This window comes from Nocardia sp. Root136 (genome assembly GCF_001427185.1).
GTDB lineage: Bacteria > Actinomycetota > Actinomycetes > Mycobacteriales > Mycobacteriaceae > Nocardia > Nocardia salmonicida.
Window position 1 is genome coordinate 241161 of the sequence record NZ_LMFE01000009.1, and the last position, 16677, is coordinate 257837.

Sequence of the window (16677 nt, forward strand, 5' to 3'; positions counted from 1 at the left end):
CTCGCAGTTGTCACATTCTCAGATCTGTCCACTGCTTGCTAGGGTTTCGGAAAACCCGAAGTCGTTCCCGCGTGAACGACGATCCCGGAAAGCGAGGAGCGTGACCGAAGCCCCGACGGCGACGGTCGTGGATCGGCTACTCCACGCCGCACAGAAGTTGTTGGCAACCAAGGGAATCCGGGCCACGACGGTCAGCGAAGTCGCCGAGGAGGCCGGAGTCTCGCGAGCCTGGCTCTACCGGCACTTCCCCGACAAGACGACACTGCTCGGCGCGGCGCTCGTGCGGCTGACCGACGTTTTCTGGACCGATGCGCGGGGACAACTCGATGCGATCGACACCTTCGGCGAACAACTCGCGGCGGGGGTCCGCATCGGCAGAGGGGCATACGACGATCCCGGCGCATTGCTCATTCGGCTACGAACCGACGAGCCCGAGGAATTCGCCCTGTGCACCGACGCGGGCGTTTCCGGCCTGATCCCCGATCTGGCGTCCTTCTGGCGTCCCTACGTCGAGGCCGCGGCAGCGCGCGGCGAGATTCACCCCGGTCACGACCTCGCTCAGGTCTCCGAGTGGGTGGCGCGCGTGCTGATCAGCCTGGGCACGATCCCTGGTGACACCATCGACCCCGATGACAGGGCGGCGGTGCTGCGGCACGTGCGCCTCTACATCCTTCCCGGCCTCACGGCGGATCCTGGCGATTCCTGAGTCCACATGGGGCGGCCGACTTCCGATCGCGTCGGATCAGCGGGTGCTCACGCAGACCACGTAGCGGCGCTGGTCGTAGACGACACCGCGGTCGCCGATCGTGCAGACGTTCACATCCGTCGTGTCATGGCGGACCTCGAGGACGCGGACCCGACCGGGGACGTCGGCGGCGCAGTCCACGTGCCTGACCGCGTCACCCTCCAGGTCGAGGCATTCGCCGACGGTCCAGTCGATATCCAGGCAGACGGTCTGGTCCACGCCGCCCGGCAGCGTCCGAGGTTGTGCGCGGTCGACATCGCCCGGGCAGCGACTGCCCGTGGACGCCAATTCCGTCACCCGGTAGCGGGAGTTGGCTTCGCCGCACGCGACCTGCCGAATATCGGCCGAATTCGCATTCAAATCCACACAATCGCCGACACTGAGTTCCACCCAGGGAATCTGCGTCGCGGACTTGGTCAATGTGGACGCGACACCGCCATAGAAATCATTATTAGTTCCCACTGGTTGAGTCGCTGAAACCTCTGTCGGCAAAGTTTCTGCGGCAGCGGCATTGTCAGGCTGTTCGGAGTCTTCCGCGGCGAACCCCACGACGACGGAAAGCGCCAGGTAGAAGGCGCCTGCGAGGGCAAACACCGCCCCCACGGACACGCCGAGTAAGGCTAGGTTTTTCCGACGCGCCATCTGCGTTGTCCCTACTCATCCGCTGGACGTCCCCGACAGACGTCCCACTCGCTGACAGTTCTTACACGGCACACACGAACGTGTCTAATTGTGAATCCACGTCTTTTAACAATGAGAAATCCTGGTCCGCTGCCCAATTCGGCAGGGTTGACCAACGGCCGGAAAAGGGTGCTAGGGTCTGCCCGATCTCTCTGGCGGACAACATGGTTCGTGCCCCTACAGGAGCACGCCGTTCTGCCGCGCAATTATTCGTGATGCGTAAAGGAATTCCCTGATGAAGCTCGGTTACCTCCCCGCTGCCACGCTCCTTGTCGGCGCCACCGTCTGGATCAGCGCGGGAACCACCGCCGCGCAGCCGGTCGCACCGACCCCCCAGGCCACCACGTCCGGAGTCGACCAGTCCGTGCGCTACGAGGCCACCCTCACCGAGTTCTCCCGGGTGCTGACCACCACTGTCGCCGGTGGCACCTTTGCCGCCACCGACGACAACACCGCGGTGACCCTCGTCGCCGACTCCGGCGCCGTCGTCACCCGTATCCCGCTCATCTATCAGATCTCCGGCAAGGAGATGCGGGTGGCGCAGACGATCTCCGACGACGGCCACCACCTCGTCCTCGCCCCGCGGGCGCGCACCGCAGAGATCGGCGAGATGCAGGCCATCAGCCCCATGTCGCAGCTGACGAACGAGATCAACCGCAACGTGGTCGGCGTCGTCGCGGGCGGCATCCTCGGCGGCCTCATCGGCACAGTCCTCGGCTTCGGTTTCCTCAGCATCATCACCGGCCCTGTCGGCCTGGTCCTCGGCGCCATCGCCGGCGGTTACGCCATGGGCGGCCAGCCCTTCCTCGACGCCGTCACCGCCGCCGTCAGCGGCCAGCCCTGACCCACTGATGCGCTCGATCAGCCGAAGTAGGCCGCGTAGTCGCCGAAAGGAACCTGGCCGGTCGGGCTCGCATTGATGGCATCGACGACCTGCGCGGGTATCGGAGCCCAGTAGGCCGGCATCTCGGCCGCCAGGGCCGGGTTCAAGATGTAGATCAGGGCGAAGTTCACAATCCACAGCGGCGGGGCCATCGACATGCCGACCACGGTGCTCAGGCCCCCCTTGGTGTTGGGCACCAGTTGAGCCTCGCCCGAAATCTGCTGTGCCGCGAAGCCGTAGGCAGCCTGCACCGTGTAGGCCGACCGGTAGAGCGCGGCCAGCGTTCGAACCGCACCGTTGTCGCGCAACCAGGTGCCGATGTAACCGCCGGGCGCGAGCAAGGTGTTCACCTGCCTGGTCGGCGCGTCCGTGTTGGCCGGGCTCTCCAATAGCCCACCGGGGTTCACAAACAGTCCGTAGCTGCCCAGCACCGAGGGCGTGCTCTGCCCGTTGACCTCGGAATAGAGAGGGTTGCCGACCGTATTGGTGAGGATCTCTACGCAGGCGACGATCACCTCGGCCGCCTCGCGGCTGCCGCCGACACCGCCGCCGGTGCTGAGGTCGCGATACTGCTGCTCGGTCAGCGCGTCGGCTCTGTCGAGACCTATCTGACCGGCGATCGTGTCGGCCCGCGCCTGACCGAGCGGCTGGTTGAGCTGCTCCGGACTCGTCATCAGCGGCGGTGCCACGTATTCGTAGGCGGGCGCACCGGCGAAGGGGATCGCGAATCCGGTGTCCGAGGGGTTTGCCATGGGTTGCCCGGAGACCGTCTGGGTAGCCGTCAAGGAGAGCAGGCACGCACCGATCAGTGCCAGTGCCGAGAGGGATCCGCGGCGGGCGACCGATCCACGCCGACGTCCCGAGCTCACTGTCCAAGTGTTGGCCATAGCCGACCTCTCAGAACACTGTCGTAGGAGGTAACACCGGTTTATGAATCAGTCAAAGCCGTGTCCGGCACCGTGTCAAGCCCCGCACCGCTTCACGAGGGACGTGCGCGCATCCCGCTGATCAGACCGTCGGACCAGCTCCCCTACCTAACATCGACATACCATTGCCGAGAATTTGCCGTCGATACTTCGGCCTGAGCTTGTCGAGAATCCGACCCATGTGGGTTTCACGGTCTGTTCGGCGAGTGTGAGAGTGTCGGCGATCAGCGCTGCCAACCAGGCCCGATCACCTCGCCGCCTCCGTAGGTCTACGCGGAGGCGGCGAAATCGAACTAGTCGGCGTGCAGATACACCGGAACAGTCGCGTGTCCGTTGGAGATGAAGCTCGGTACCGGCGCCAACTCGGCCTGGCTGGTGGCCAGGCGCATCTGTGGAAACCGATCGAACAGCGCGGGCAGCGCAACGGCCGCTTCCAGACGGGCCAGTGATGCGCCGATGCAGTGGTGCGCCCCGTAGCCGAACGCGAGGTGCTGCTCGCGGGTGGCGCGGGTGGGGTCGAACTCCGCGGTGTCGGCGCCGTGCACTTTCGGGTCACGGCTTGCGCCGGCGTAGGAGGCCAAGATGGCCTCGCCCTTGGCGATCCGGTACTCCCCGGCGATGTGAATATCCTCGACCGCGTACCGCAGGGGCAGGTGTGCCACCGGTGCCTGGAAGCGCAGCGTCTCCTCGACCACGTCTGTCCACGACACCTGGCCTGCGGCTACCGCGGCGCGCTGCTCGGGATGGGTGAGCAGGGCGACGATCGCTTGGTCGAGCAAATTGACCGTGGTCTCGTGGCCGGCGTTGATGACCAGCATCAAGGTGTCGACGAGCTCCTTCTCGGACAGCTGGGAGTCGTCCTCGTCGCGCGTGGCGATCAGCACGCTGGTGACGTCGTCACCGGGATGCGCACGCCGGTAGGCAACGAGTTCGCCGACCAATCCATACATTTCGAGGTAGTTGGCCTGCGCCTGCTCGGCGGTGAACGAGCCGTCGAAGAACCCGTCCACGCACTTGTGCAGCGCAGGCCCGAAACCTTCAGGAACACCGACCAATTCGGTGATGACCCGGATCGGAACCGGGTAGGCGAAGCCGTCGCGCAGATCGACCGGCTCGCCGACAGGGGCGGCCGCCAGTGCGTCGAGCAGGTTCTCGGTGATCTCGGCGATCCGCGGACGCAGCGCGGTACTGCGGCGATGACTGAAAGCCGGGGCGACCAGTCGGCGCAACCTGCGGTGATCGGCGCCGTAGGCGGTGAACATGCTGTCTACGGCCACCCATGGCAGCAACGGCCACGCCTCGGTGATCTCGCCGTTGATGAACGACATCCAGTGCTGCCTGGGGTCCTTCGACACCCGAGGATCGGCGAGCAGGCTCCGGAGTACGGCCTGATCGGTGACCGACCAGGCGGGCACGCCGCCGGGCAGCTCGACCAGCGCCACCGGGCCACGCTGCTGAATGCGCGCCGACTCACCTTGGATGTCGGCACCGGTCGTATCCAGCACGATCGGTTCCATGACGATCTCCTCAATACCAGGGTCTGCGGCCCGTGATCGACAGTGCCGCAAACAGTTTCGACCACGTGTGGTTAAAAACCTACCCCGCCGCCGGGCCGTCGAGGGGACGAATTAGGACGGTGGCTCCGACGCCTCGAGGCCAGAAGGACCTCTCACCGACGGTGGAGTCAGGGAGTTCCCTGATGTGGTTTTCCGGGCTTACGCCGGATGTCATCGACTCGGAGCCTGCCTACCGTCTACTGCAGAACTTCAGAAGGGGCGTTCCTTGCGAAAACTCACTGCGGCACTCGCGGCCACCACTGTGTACGCGGCACTGGCGGTCTTGGTGTTCTGCACCATGATTTCCGAGACTGTCTTCCTGTACCCGAACTACTTTCACGATATTCCGGCGTCACTGATCGTGGCCGACGAATTCACCGCCGTCGTCTCGGTCGGCAGCGTGATGCGTCCGCTGGGCGCCGTCCTGATGCTGACCGGCGTCGTCGCTGTCGGAGCAACCCTCTGGTCGAAAACGTCGAGAATCTGGACGCTCGCCTCGATGCTCTCGTTGGTCTCAGGACTGTTCCTGCTGTCGGCGCTGTACCTGTGGCCGCGGTGGACGATTCTGTTCGATGATCGCGCGCTGCACACGGTCGACGAATTGCACCGCACGGCACAGGAAATCGAGGTCGCGCACACAGTGCGTGTGGCGCTGGGAGCACTCACCGCGCTGTTCGCCGTGATCGCGGCCCTGCGCATTTACCGCGACCGGATTCTGCTCGGCGTCGAGTCGACGACAGCGACCACACGGTCAAAGGACCCGCGTTCGGAAAGCACCCAAGGCTTGGTCACCTGACGCGGTCACCGTCGCCGGGCGCACACGGTGGCGCTCGGCGACGAGACTGCTTTTCTACTTCGCGACATCTCGCAGCAGTTGGCGTGAGATGGCGTACTTGTGTACCTCGGTCGGACCGTCGTAGAGCCGGAAGGCGCGGATATCGGTGAAGATCGCCGAGACCGGAGTCTCGTCACTGATTCCGATTCCGCCGAGTACCTGCACGCAGCGATCGGCGACCTTGAACAGTTCCTCGGAGACCATCGACTTCACCATCGAGGACTCGTGGCGGCCCTTGCCGCCCTTGTCCAGAGTCCAGCAAGCCCACCAGATCATCAGTCGGCATTGCTGCAGCGCGATCTCGTTGTCGGCCAACATGAAACCGACACCCTGGTGCTCACCGATCGGCTTGCCGAACGACGTGCGGGTCTTCGCGTGTTCGATGGCGATCGCCTGCGCACGGGAAGCCGCCCCGAGCCAGCGCATGCAGTGCGTGAGGCGAGCCGGGGCCAGCCTCAGCTGCGCGTAGCGGAACGCCTCCCCGACCGAGCCAAGGATCGCCGATTCCGGCAACACCAGATCTTCGAACCTGACGACGCAATGCCCTTCGACATAATTGCGATCCATCGTGTTCATGACTCGCTCGATGACGATGCCCGGCGTATTCCCGTGACACAGGAACAGCGTCGCGCCTTCATCGGGAACATCGGCCATGATGATCCAGGTGTCGGCGTTGATCGCGCCGGTGATCAGCCACTTACGGCCGTTGATCACGAACTTGCCGCCGTCGCGGACCGCTGTCGTCGTCAACTGGCTGGGATCCGAACCCGCGCCATCGGGTTCGGTCATCGCGAACACCGAACGCCGCGTGCCGTCGATGACGGGCTGCAGGTACTCGGTGGCTTGCTCGGGAGAGGCGACCTTCGACAGCAGGAACATGTTGCCCTCGTCGGGCGCGGCACAGTTCATTGCGACCGGACCGAGCGTCGACCACCCGGCGGCCTCGAAGACCACCGCCTGCTCCAGATGCGACATCCCCTCGGGCCGCTGCTGGATGGTCAGCAGACCGGCCGCCTTCGCCTTCGCTACCAGCTCGCTGCGCAGCTCGTCGGTCGGGCCGTGCGAGGTGACGCGCGGGTCGCGTTCGTACGGAACAACTTCGGTTTCGACGAACCTCCGTACCCGGGCACCCAGTTCAGCAAGCTCGGCAGGGATTTCGAAGTCGATCATCACTCTCCACTCATCAAGGATTGCGCACGTTCGAACAGGCGCAGAGTTGTCATGTGCAGTCGCTCACCGAGACTCATCGGCGCCTTGCCCGCCAGCGCCCTGGCATAGCTGCCCTCGAGCACGATGCCGAGTTTGAAACAGGCCAGCACGGTGTACCAATCGATCGCCGCGACATCGCGATCGGACTGCTCGGCGTAGCGGGCGACCAGTTCTCGGGCCGTGGGCAGGCCGCCCATCCGGGTCAATTCGCCGGCGAACTCGTTCGGCGCACCGGGTAGCTGCCAGGTCGCCAGGAGCCAACCGAGGTCGAGCAGCGGGTCACCGATCGTGCACATCTCCCAATCGACCACGGCCACCACGTCGGGCCCGTTCCGGGAGAACATCACATTCGACGCATGGAAGTCGCCGTGCAGGATGCCCGGTGAATACGACGTGGGTCGGTGCTCGTCGAGCCAGCGCGCGACCTCGGCGACCGACCCGATGTCCGGGCCAGGATATTCCGCGAATGCCGAGTAGGAGTCGAGTTCGGCGAGCCATCGAGGCACTTGACGTTCGAGGAAACCGTCCGGTCGACCGAGATCGCCGAGCCCGACCGCGATGTGGTCGACCGCACCGAGCCTGGCCTGCGCGTCGATGAGGCTGAAGCACATTTCTCGGCGCACGGCGACATCGCTCGCGTGCAGGTCGGGCAGTTCGACCCCGGCATTGAACCCGGCGACCGGTTCCATGAGATAGAAGACCGCGCCACCGAGGACCGACTCGTCGCCACACGCGGCGATCAAACCCGCATGCGGGACATCGGTTTTCGCCAGGGCATCCAGGATGCTGAACTCGCGCCGGATGACATCGTTGCTGCGCGGACGGAGGTGGCGCGGACCGCGACGCAGGATGTAGCCGCGGCCTTCGCGCTCGAATCGGACCATCACGTTCTGGGTCCCGCCGGTCACCGGCTCGACCGACACCAGCGGCCCCGATCCGAGGCCACGGGTATCCATCCAGGTGGTCAGCGCTGTCAGATCGGTCCGCGTGAGAACGGCACCAGCATCGATCGCGTCTTGCTCGGACATGTTCTCCTCGAACGGGGTCAGGCCTCCTCAGCGCGGAGCGCCGAGGTGATGAGCAGGGCGGCACCGGCTCAGGACGTCTCCGGACATGTTTCTCACACAGCCGACACCCTGCGAGAATTGTGATTAACATAGAGTCACGGGAAGTGCCCTGTCAACATCCGACAAGCCGCTACAGAAGTCGCATGACTCCAGAACCGGACGTCACTTTGTTGATGAAGCGAAGCCGCTGGCGCGCCCACGCACCTAATCTGAAATGAAAATGTGTCTGAAAGTGTCTACGAAACCGACGGCGAGTGGCGAGAATTGGCCCGACGGTTCGACACGATTCAGCACACCTGCCGTACCGTCTCGAATCCCCTTCGGCAACAGAGGTATTGGACGATGAACAGGTTGTCGAGATCCGCCGCGGCGACATTGGTTGCCGCCGTCGTCGCGGCCGGGACCGCGGCGGTCGGCGTCGCAGGAGCGGAAACGCCTGGCGCGCAGCCCTGCACCCCGTACACCGCAATTTTCGGGCCGGGGACCTGGGAGACCACGCCGGGCGCCGATCCCGAGGTGCCCGTCGGCATGCTCGGGCCCGTCGGCGACGGACTGCAACGGCAGTTCGGTCGCGACATCACAATCCTCTACACCCCTTATGCCGCAAGCGCTTTCGACCAGGGTCTGACCTACGCGGAGTCCCTGAGCACCCTGGAATCCCGCTTGGGCCAGATGCTGCGTGGCCTGTGCGGCTCGACGCGGGTCATCCTCGCCGGCTACAGCCAGGGCGCGGACGGCATCGGCGATCTCGCCACCGAGATCGGCAATGGCGACGGTCCCATCGGTGCCGATCGAGTGGTCGGGGTCGGGCTACTGTCGGATCCGCATCGCGACCCGAATACCACACTCTCCTTGGGAAATACGCAGCCCGGTCGCGGCATCGCCGGAACACGGAGCCGGGATTTCGGTGCGTTGACCGAGCGGGTTCGCACCCTGTGTGCCGACGGCGATCTGTACTGCTCCCTCGATGCCGCCACCTCCCCGTTCCTCGCCGTGTTGGGCAGGGTCCTGAGCGGTGATCCCACACCGATCGCGAACCTCGTCCCCGCTACGACCGATCCCAGCAGCCTGATCACTCAAGCCGTCACCATGGGCGCCGGCTGGACCGCCACCGCGGCGAACCTGCCCACCATTCTCGACAACCTCACACGCCTCCCGGAGTTCCTCGCGGCCGGTGACATTCGCGGTGCGCACCGGAGCGCGCGTGCGGTCAACGTTGACCTTGCCCCCTTGGTTCAGGCCGCCGCGGGTGTAGACCGAGTCCTGGTCGCCCAGGTGATCCGCGCAGCCGCCGCCGTCGACCCCTCTGGTCGGACCGCAGGCCTCAGCGTGATCGCCGACGCTCTCATGGACATCGATTTTCTGAGTATCGCCGACAATGTCGGCCGAATTCAGGAAATCCTGTGGCGTGCGGTCGAATCCCTCGATCGCAACGACCCACTCGCCGCCGCCGCAGACCTGGCGACCCTGGCCGCCACCGGCGCCGACCTCACCGGCTCAGTACTCGGCCCCCTCGCCGCGGGCATCCGAGCCGACCTCCACGCAACCACCCGAACCCTGCTCAGCATCACCGACCCCGACACTGTCGACGAGCTCGTCCAGCTGGGCCGCCAAGGTGTGGACGTTGCCAACTTCTACGCCTCCGACGCCCATATCGACTACCGCGACGACGTCCAAATCCTCCTGAACTACCTGAGCTCCCAGGTAGTTTCGTAGCCCGTTGTGTCGGCTCGACCTGCATCGAGCCGACACAACGGCTTTCAGATCAGCACGACACTGCATCTCCGACCGAGTTGCCGAGCCGCACTCCCAGAACTCGCGATAATTCGCCGACATTGTTTGCACTGGGTGTCACCACATCACGTTCCCAACGGCTGATCTGGTTTCCGTCCGCGATTCCGATCCAGTCGGCCAACTCCGCCTGGGTGAATCCGGAGGCCATCCTCGCCGCCCGAATAGCTTTGCCGATCGTCGTGGACATGGTCTCCCCTCTCTCTCGATGCCCTCAGCACGGACCCCATCGGTGCGAGTGCCCCGTGGGCGAACACTCGTACTGCTGATGTGGTCTCGCGCAGCCACATTCGAAAGATATCGGTGAATCGGCCTTCGAAGGAGACTGTGACTGCACGGCAGCTGACTGTGCACGCACAAAATTTGCGCGCCGTCGGGCGCACAACTCCCGGCTATTTCGGTGGGTTGTCCGCAGCGGTGGCGCTGCGGCGCCAGTCACGAGGTGTCATGCCGAATGCTTCGCGGAATCGCCGGGCGAAGTGGGCGGCATCGCGGAAACCCACGGCGCCGGCCACCGACGCGATGGACCGGTGCGCGTAGCCGATGTCGATCAGCATGTCACGGGCCCTGACCAGGCGTTGTTCGATGATCCACTGCTCGAGGCTGATACCCGACTGCGCGCATACCTTGTACAGGTGCCGCACGGAGATGTTGTTGGCGGCGGCGATACCGGGAATCTTCAAGGTCGAATCGGACAGGTTTGTCCGCACATACCCGAGGATCTGCTCGATCAGCAGTTGCTCAGGTATGGCGGCTCCGTCACCCGGTCCTCGGCCGGCCGCCGAGATCAATAGCGCCCGAACCATTTCCAGACACGACTCACCCACAGAGGCGGCGGCCGGATCAGCTTCGAGCTGGTCGGCGATTCCGACGAGATGCTGGATCTGCGCCGTGACCATCGGGTACAGCGGCGATGCCGCCAGCCGCCCATGAGCCGCGACGACCGTCTCCGCGGAAATGCCGAGGCGCTCCCTGGACAGCTGCAGGCACAAGGTTCCGCCGAGACCGTGCCAGCCGGAGGCGAACGCGGTGGCCAAATCGATCACTTCGCAGGCGCCGGGTTCGATCAGCGTTTGCGCACCGAACTGTTCGTGCTTGCGGACCTGTCCGTTCTGAACGGTAACCGTCAACGTGTCGCTGGGCGTGGCTCGCTCATGGCGACTGGTTCGGCAGACCTGGTGACCGGATACCTCCGAGCGGGTCAGCGCGATCGGACCCAGCATCCAGGCCTGATGTCGGCTGACCACCTCGGCCGGCGAGTCCAACATCTGCAGGTTCGCCCCGATTTCGGCTTCCTGCAGGATTGCGGTGACCGCCTCCCGCCGGTCCGCCGGCGTGAAGAAGTCGGAGTCGATCAGCACTGCCATTTGTGATCTCTACTTCGGATTCTCGCCGGCGGTGGAGCCCCTCCCGTCGCCGGCCGCTACGCGTTTCGGGTGGTGGAAATTCAGGCAAAGCGCTTGCGTGGGTTCGTAGTCGGCGATGTTATCGCGCTCTGGCGCGCCCGGAGCCCGATTCGGTAGGGATTGCGCACCGACTTCACCGACCCACGATGACGTGTTCCTTTGCCGCGGTAGGCCGTAACGTCAGGATTCGACGTTCGGCGGGTGTCGCCGTCGCAGCCCATTCCGGCCGCAAAGCCGCATAGGTGCACACATCGCGCCACCGACCCTGGGTTCGGTAGAGCTGCCGCAGCCGCGCCTCCGGCGTCAAGCCCACTCCCGACATCACCGTGTCCATCACCGGATGATCGTGCCGGTGCCCCGCCCATACCCGGTGAATCCCGAGCGGCCCGAAGGCGAATGCCGCCAAGAGCCGCCCCGCCTCGATACCACCCGCCCGCAGCGCCCCTTCCGGAACCACGACCAGACCGCCGATCATCGCGTTGCTGCCGAAATCCTCTACCAGCAGACCGATGGTGCCGACCATGGCGTCCTCACCGGGTGCGGTGATCGCCAGCGTGTACCTGCGCCGCGGACTCTCGCCGCGGGAGCGCAGGGCGGCATCGAACGACGTCGCGGCCGCCCGGACACCCATGCTGTCGGTGCCCATATATCGGGTCAGGTGCGGGTCGGTGAAAATCCGCTGATAGACGCCGAGATCACCGGCACGCAGATCACGCAACCGCAGCCGCGCGCCGACCAGTTCCACGTTGCGCAGGTCGATCGTCAACGGACTTCCTCCATCGCCCGCACGCATGCCGGAGCAACCCGTGGCCCTACCGCGGGTATGAGCTCGTCGAGGTCGACATAGGTTCGCCCCGACGGGATCAGCTCGCCGAGCAGGATCCGGCGAGCCGTGTCCGCCACCAAGGCGCCGCCGAGCATCACCCCGGAGGCGAGTTGAGGCCAGCTGGACAGGCTCCGGCCGATCTCACCGACAGCGTCGCGCATCGCCGGACTCAGCCGCGGCTCATCGACCACTGCCAGCAGAAACGACAGCCGCTCGCCCCGGTTCATCCCGGCGACATCGGCGGAAGTCGACCCGCCGGTGCGGCCGTGGAACAGCGGGCGATGGGGTTCGCGATCGAAACGCTCCACATCGAGCAAGCCGCGATCGTTGGTGTCCATCAGTACCGGGACAGCTCGGCGCCGCGCGTACTCACGGACAGCGACTTTCGCCCAGACCGTGTCGCATTCCTCCACCACCAGATCCAGCGGCCGGGTGCCGCCCACGCCGTCGAAGAACGATCCGATCGACTCCTCGGTCAACCCGTCCGTGAACACCTCGATGTCGAGATAGGGGTCGATCTCGAACATCTGACGCGCCGCCAGCACAGCCTTGGAAACCCCGAGATCACCTACCCCGGCCCGCAGCCGGTTCAGATTCGACAGCCCGACGTTGTCGAAGTCGGCCAATCGGAACGATCCGCCGACCCCTTCCATCGCCAGCGTCACTGCCGCACTGTTGCCCACCGACAGCCCGACCACCCCGATCCGCCGCTCGCGCAGGTCTCGCTGCTGCGCTCGGTCGATCTTGTTGCGATTCCGATCGGTCCGCACCCGCTGGAAACCCTCGCGCGGCAGCACATGTACCAACCGGCCGTTCCACGGATAGAACACCCACGTTCCCCACTGCCACAGCGGAGTCCCACCACAGATCCGACGACGCGCCGCCGCCAGCGAACCCGTCGAATGCGCGACCGCAGGCTCCTCGCAGCGGATCAGTTCGTCGAGCTGTTCTTCGATCGTGTCGTGCACGGCACTCACAGAACTCGACGCTGCCAACGCTTCCAGATCACGCAGTCCTTCCGGGCTCGACGCATCGAGCAGCACGGGAAGGAAATGTGATGTTGCGGCGCCGGGCGTGAGTACTTTCGGACGCGGAACCGAGCGATGCCGAACCATGTATGCACAAACCTCCGACCCTCATGAGACGAACGGTCACTCGCTCGTCTCTGTCGACCAGGACGCGCAAAGGATACACACAGCACACCTTCAGCAAATCGACCTTCGGTCCAGCGGCATGGCGCGAAAATACCCCAGCCGAAATGGGACTGCGACCAATTCGGTCGGCATGAGAGGCGACCGCTCGAGCACCCTTCCGCAGTCTCGCAATAATCCCGCAAGCATCGATTCCAGTACCGGCAGGATCCGAACCAGACCGTGACGGCGGCGATAGGACGAAGGATTCCCCGAGCGGGCGTCACATGCGCGACAGCAGCAATTGCGTCGCTTCGCCCGGGTGGGCGTAGGGCCACCAATGTCCCGCATCCACAGCTACGACCTCGACCTCACTGACCCAATCGTGCACAGCGTCAGTGAGATCTGGAGCCAGGAATCGATCCCGGCGTGGGGCCACGATCGTAGTGGGGACAACGCAGACCGCTGCGGGTCCACCCACAAGCCGTGCGACGACGTTCGCACGGTAGAGCGCGATGCCCCGTCGCTGATTCTCCGGTGATCGCGGCGGTGCGTCCTCGAAGTACCCGGCAGCCGCGAGCAGTCTGGGGATTCGCCGCGAAAGAACGGGAACATGGAAGCCCCAGATATACCAGGAACGCGCGAGCTGCGAAATCACCGATGGCCAGCGGGACAGCACGACAGCGCGGGCCCTCGCCAGCTGACGTAGATGATCCAGGCTCGGCCCGGAGACTGAGGTATACGAAGCGAAGGTCGATGCCGCGCGAGGTGCGGACATCGCCTCCCACATCTGCACAGAGCCCCAGTCGTGGGCAAAGACGTGGATCGGAGTTCGTTGGGCCGGAATCGAATCCACCACGGCAAAGACATCTTCGGCCAGTCGCGGCAGGGTGAACGAGCGCAGGGAGTCGGGATCGTCGACCACGGTATCGCCGCCGCCTCGCGTGTCGTAGGCGATGATCCGCACCCGATCGCCGAGAGCATCGATCATCGGCAGGAACAGTCGATGATCATCCGGGTACCCGTGCACGAGCAGCACGGTGTTCTCGGCGTCCGGATTCCCGTATTCGAAAACGGCGATCGTGGCGCCATCGGTTCGCACTGTCCACCGTGTCACGCTCTGACGAATTCCTGATTCGCGGCCTCGACCCGGAGCAGATTCACGATCACCGTGAGCCGCAGCTCGTCTTGCTCGGGGTCAGGATGGACCACGGCGGCGAGGGCTTCTCCGTCGAGGAGGTAGACCACGCTGAAGATGACGGTATCCAAGCGCTCCGCAGCGATGGTGGCCGCGAACGGCAATGTCCTCGCCAACTGTGCGATCTGCTCGTGGTACTGAATGGTAAAGGGCGTCAGCCGTTCCCGGAGCGCGGGGTCGCTGCGGGCGGCGATGAGTAGCTCGTACCACGCCCCGTTGATCGGGGCACGGCATGCCGCTCGCAGCAGTGTGAGGCAGTGGTCGATGGAATCGGTGCCGAGTCCGCTCAGTCCGGCGCGGAATTCGGTGAACTGCCGAGAACGGACCTCTTCTGCTGCTGCCACCAAAAGGTCGAGTCGCGTGGGGAAATGGCGGAACAGCGCCCCGGAGGACACCCCTGCCCGCGCGACGATCTCGCTGACTGTCGTTGCGGCATAACCTTTTTCGCACAGCGAATCGATAGTGGCGTCGATCAGATTGCCGATGGTTTCGGTGCGGCGTTGCTGCTGGGTTCGACTCACGTGTTCACCGTGGCGGCGATGGAGTCGTCGGCGCCGGCCCGCAGGTATCGACCGGCACGTTCGGACACGCCGAACCACGGCGCGAACTGCCCCTGTCGATAGGCGATCTTGCCGGCTATCAACGTCGCCGTCACCGCTCGATCATTGCGGTTGACCATGCGGCTGAGGCCGCCGAACTCGGGCATGATCTCCTCGTGATAAGCGGTGACGTCGTCATCGAGGCCCGCGGGATCGATGATCACCACATCGGCACGTCCACCGAGCCGCAGATGCCCGGCGTCGACGCCGTAGAAATCGCCGAGCTCACCGGTGAGCTTGTGCACCGCCTTCTCCACGCTCATGAACGGATTCCGTTCACCTCGCGCGCTTTTCACACGGTGGAGCAGCCGGATACCGAAGTTGTAGAACGCCATATTGCGCAGATGCGCACCCGCGTCGGAGAATCCCACGGTTACTCCGGGCGCGTTGATCAGTCGGTCCATGGTTCGGGGCCGATAGTTGGCGATGGTGGTGTGCCAGCGCAATGCGCGTCCATGCTCGACCACCAGATCGAGGAAGGCATCGACGACGTGGATATCACGAGATTTCGCGATATCGGCGACCGTCTTGCCCACGAGCGAACCGTCGGGGCATTCGGTTATCTGCACATCCGCGAAGTCGCGGTGCCAGACCCGTGAGCTGAACTTCTTTTCGAAGTCGGCGCGGAACCATCGTCGATACGCTTCGTCGGACAGAAGTTCGTTGCGCTCCAACTCGTCGCGCAGGTGCAGTGCCGCCCGTCCGGAGCCGAATTCTTCGAACACCACGAGGTCGATGCCGTCGGAGTAGACGTCGAACGGCGTGGGCAGATGCTGCCATCGGAACTGACCTCGGCCAGGGCCGTTGACAGCGGCCGCGATCGGTCCGAAGATCCGGTGGATCCACGGCGACGCCTTGGGATCGGCCGCGGCCAACAACGACACCTTCAACGACTTGCGTCCGAGACCTGTTGCGGCACCGAGGAAGAAGATCATGTCGTATTTGGTGTTGAGATTCGGGATGCTCTGCAACAGTCGTCCTCGCTTGCGCAGGATCTTGTGCAACCGACGGAACTCGCTCCATCTGGCATAAGCCGACGGCAGCGACCTCGAACGATATCGATCACCGTCCAGCTTGTCCCATGGATTGGTCATCGTCGACATACCGAGCATTCCCGCGTCCAGGGCTTCGCTCAATGCCTCGGCCATCGCCCGAGATTCCGCACCGGTGGGCTGCTGGCGACGATCGGTCGACCGATCGAGTCCCATGACATGCGCCCGCAAGTCGGAGTGCCCCACGAGCAAGGCGACATTCGGTCCCAGCGGCAGACGCTCGAGGGATTCGATGTACTCCTGCGGCCCGGACCATGTTTTCGCGGTATCCACAGCTTTGAGGACGTGATCTCGCGGCAACGCCTCCACGCGTGAGAACAGATCGGCGATGTCCACGGCGGTGCTGTAGATGGTCGACAGCGAGCAGTTGCCGAGCATGACGGTGGTAACACCGTGTCGGACAGACTCTTTGAGCCCGGGGCTGACGAGAACCTCGGCGTCGTAATGAGTGTGGACGTCCACGAAGCCGGGCATCACCCACTGGCCTGTCGCATCGATCACTTCCCCGGCAGCGGAGGAATCGAGAGGTTCCGCGGAGAGGGCACAGACGACACCGTCGCGAATCCCCACGTGGCCCACGACGCCGGGGCCGCCACTCCCGTCGTACACCGTGCCACCGCTGATGATCACGTCGAAGAGGTGAGCGTTCATGTGACCTCCGTCATAGATTCCCTGCACGCTAACTTAGATAGCGAGCACTCGCAACCTTTTGGGTTCGCCGTGATCAGGCCATAGTCGTCTTGCTACCGTGGTGCGACAGTTGTCGTACGCGA

The 16677-nt window shown here is 64.6% G+C and carries 16 protein-coding genes; 4 read left to right on the forward strand and 12 right to left on the reverse strand.

Annotation, left to right across the window (positions count from 1 at the left end):
• Nucleotides 1-100 precede the first annotated feature (100 nt).
• On the forward strand, nt 101-706 hold the full coding sequence (locus ASD42_RS24430) for a TetR/AcrR family transcriptional regulator (protein ID WP_056820831.1): 606 nt from the start codon (nt 101-103) through the stop codon (nt 704-706).
• Between the two features lie 36 nt (nt 707-742).
• Here the strand turns inward: ASD42_RS24430 and ASD42_RS34550 are convergent, their stop codons facing one another.
• Complete coding sequence (locus ASD42_RS34550) at nt 743-1354, reverse strand: LppU/SCO3897 family protein (RefSeq protein ID WP_131816549.1); 612 nt, start codon at nt 1352-1354, stop codon at nt 743-745.
• A 307-nt stretch (nt 1355-1661) separates the two neighbouring features.
• Here ASD42_RS34550 and ASD42_RS24440 point away from each other — a divergent pair, with 307 nt between their 5' ends.
• A complete protein-coding gene (locus tag ASD42_RS24440; RefSeq protein ID WP_056820834.1) occupies nt 1662-2270 on the forward strand; it encodes a hypothetical protein in 609 nt (202 codons plus the stop codon).
• Between the two features lie 17 nt (nt 2271-2287).
• Here ASD42_RS24440 and ASD42_RS24445 read toward each other — a convergent pair whose 3' ends face one another.
• Nucleotides 2288-3061: a hypothetical protein gene (locus tag ASD42_RS24445; RefSeq protein WP_442938666.1), complete on the reverse strand. Its 774-nt coding sequence runs from the start codon at nt 3059-3061 to the stop codon at nt 2288-2290.
• A gap of 467 nt (nt 3062-3528) precedes the next feature.
• The gene (locus ASD42_RS24450; RefSeq protein ID WP_056820836.1) at nt 3529-4752 is read right to left on the reverse strand and encodes a cytochrome P450 family protein; all 1224 of its coding nucleotides are present in this window, start codon (nt 4750-4752) and stop codon (nt 3529-3531) included.
• Between the two features lie 265 nt (nt 4753-5017).
• Between ASD42_RS24450 and ASD42_RS24455 the strand changes: the two genes are divergently transcribed.
• Entirely contained in the window at nt 5018-5587 is a 570-nt protein-coding gene (locus ASD42_RS24455) for a hypothetical protein (protein ID WP_063893727.1), read from the forward strand.
• A 54-nt stretch (nt 5588-5641) separates the two neighbouring features.
• Here the strand turns inward: ASD42_RS24455 and ASD42_RS24460 are convergent, their stop codons facing one another.
• Entirely contained in the window at nt 5642-6796 is a 1155-nt protein-coding gene (locus tag ASD42_RS24460) for an acyl-CoA dehydrogenase family protein (RefSeq protein WP_056820837.1), read from the reverse strand.
• Nucleotides 6796-7863 (reverse strand): phosphotransferase family protein, encoded by a 1068-nt coding sequence (locus ASD42_RS24465; RefSeq protein ID WP_056820839.1) that lies wholly within the window; start codon nt 7861-7863, stop codon nt 6796-6798. The genes ASD42_RS24460 and ASD42_RS24465 overlap by 1 nt, the downstream gene beginning before the upstream one ends.
• Nucleotides 7864-8244: 381 nt before the next feature.
• On the opposite strand from ASD42_RS24465, the gene ASD42_RS24470 reads away from it, so the two are divergent.
• Nucleotides 8245-9618 (forward strand): cutinase family protein, encoded by a 1374-nt coding sequence (locus ASD42_RS24470; protein WP_056820840.1) that lies wholly within the window; start codon nt 8245-8247, stop codon nt 9616-9618.
• Nucleotides 9619-9667: 49 nt separating this feature from the next.
• Here the strand turns inward: ASD42_RS24470 and ASD42_RS35895 are convergent, their stop codons facing one another.
• The 7 genes from ASD42_RS35895 to ASD42_RS24505 form a co-directional block, all read right to left on the reverse strand.
• A complete protein-coding gene (locus ASD42_RS35895) occupies nt 9668-9883 on the reverse strand; it encodes a helix-turn-helix domain-containing protein (RefSeq protein WP_056820842.1) in 216 nt (71 codons plus the stop codon).
• A 202-nt stretch (nt 9884-10085) separates the two neighbouring features.
• Entirely contained in the window at nt 10086-11060 is a 975-nt protein-coding gene (locus tag ASD42_RS24480) for a helix-turn-helix domain-containing protein (protein ID WP_056820844.1), read from the reverse strand.
• Nucleotides 11061-11232: 172 nt separating this feature from the next.
• Complete coding sequence (locus ASD42_RS24485) at nt 11233-11865, reverse strand: GNAT family N-acetyltransferase (RefSeq protein WP_063893728.1); 633 nt, start codon at nt 11863-11865, stop codon at nt 11233-11235.
• Nucleotides 11862-13040: a ThiF family adenylyltransferase gene (locus ASD42_RS24490; RefSeq protein WP_200950506.1), complete on the reverse strand. Its 1179-nt coding sequence runs from the start codon at nt 13038-13040 to the stop codon at nt 11862-11864. The genes ASD42_RS24485 and ASD42_RS24490 overlap by 4 nt, the downstream gene beginning before the upstream one ends.
• A gap of 298 nt (nt 13041-13338) precedes the next feature.
• Nucleotides 13339-14157, reverse strand: a complete 819-nt coding sequence (locus tag ASD42_RS24495; protein WP_162256231.1) for an alpha/beta fold hydrolase — start codon at nt 14155-14157, stop codon at nt 13339-13341.
• Between the two features lie 11 nt (nt 14158-14168).
• Nucleotides 14169-14774, reverse strand: coding sequence for a TetR/AcrR family transcriptional regulator (locus ASD42_RS24500; protein ID WP_056820849.1), 606 nt, complete (start codon nt 14772-14774; stop codon nt 14169-14171).
• Nucleotides 14771-16555: an N-acyl-D-amino-acid deacylase family protein gene (locus ASD42_RS24505; RefSeq protein ID WP_056820850.1), complete on the reverse strand. Its 1785-nt coding sequence runs from the start codon at nt 16553-16555 to the stop codon at nt 14771-14773. Before ASD42_RS24505 ends, ASD42_RS24500 begins: the two co-directional genes overlap by 4 nt.
• Between the last annotated feature and the right edge of the window lie 122 nt (nt 16556-16677).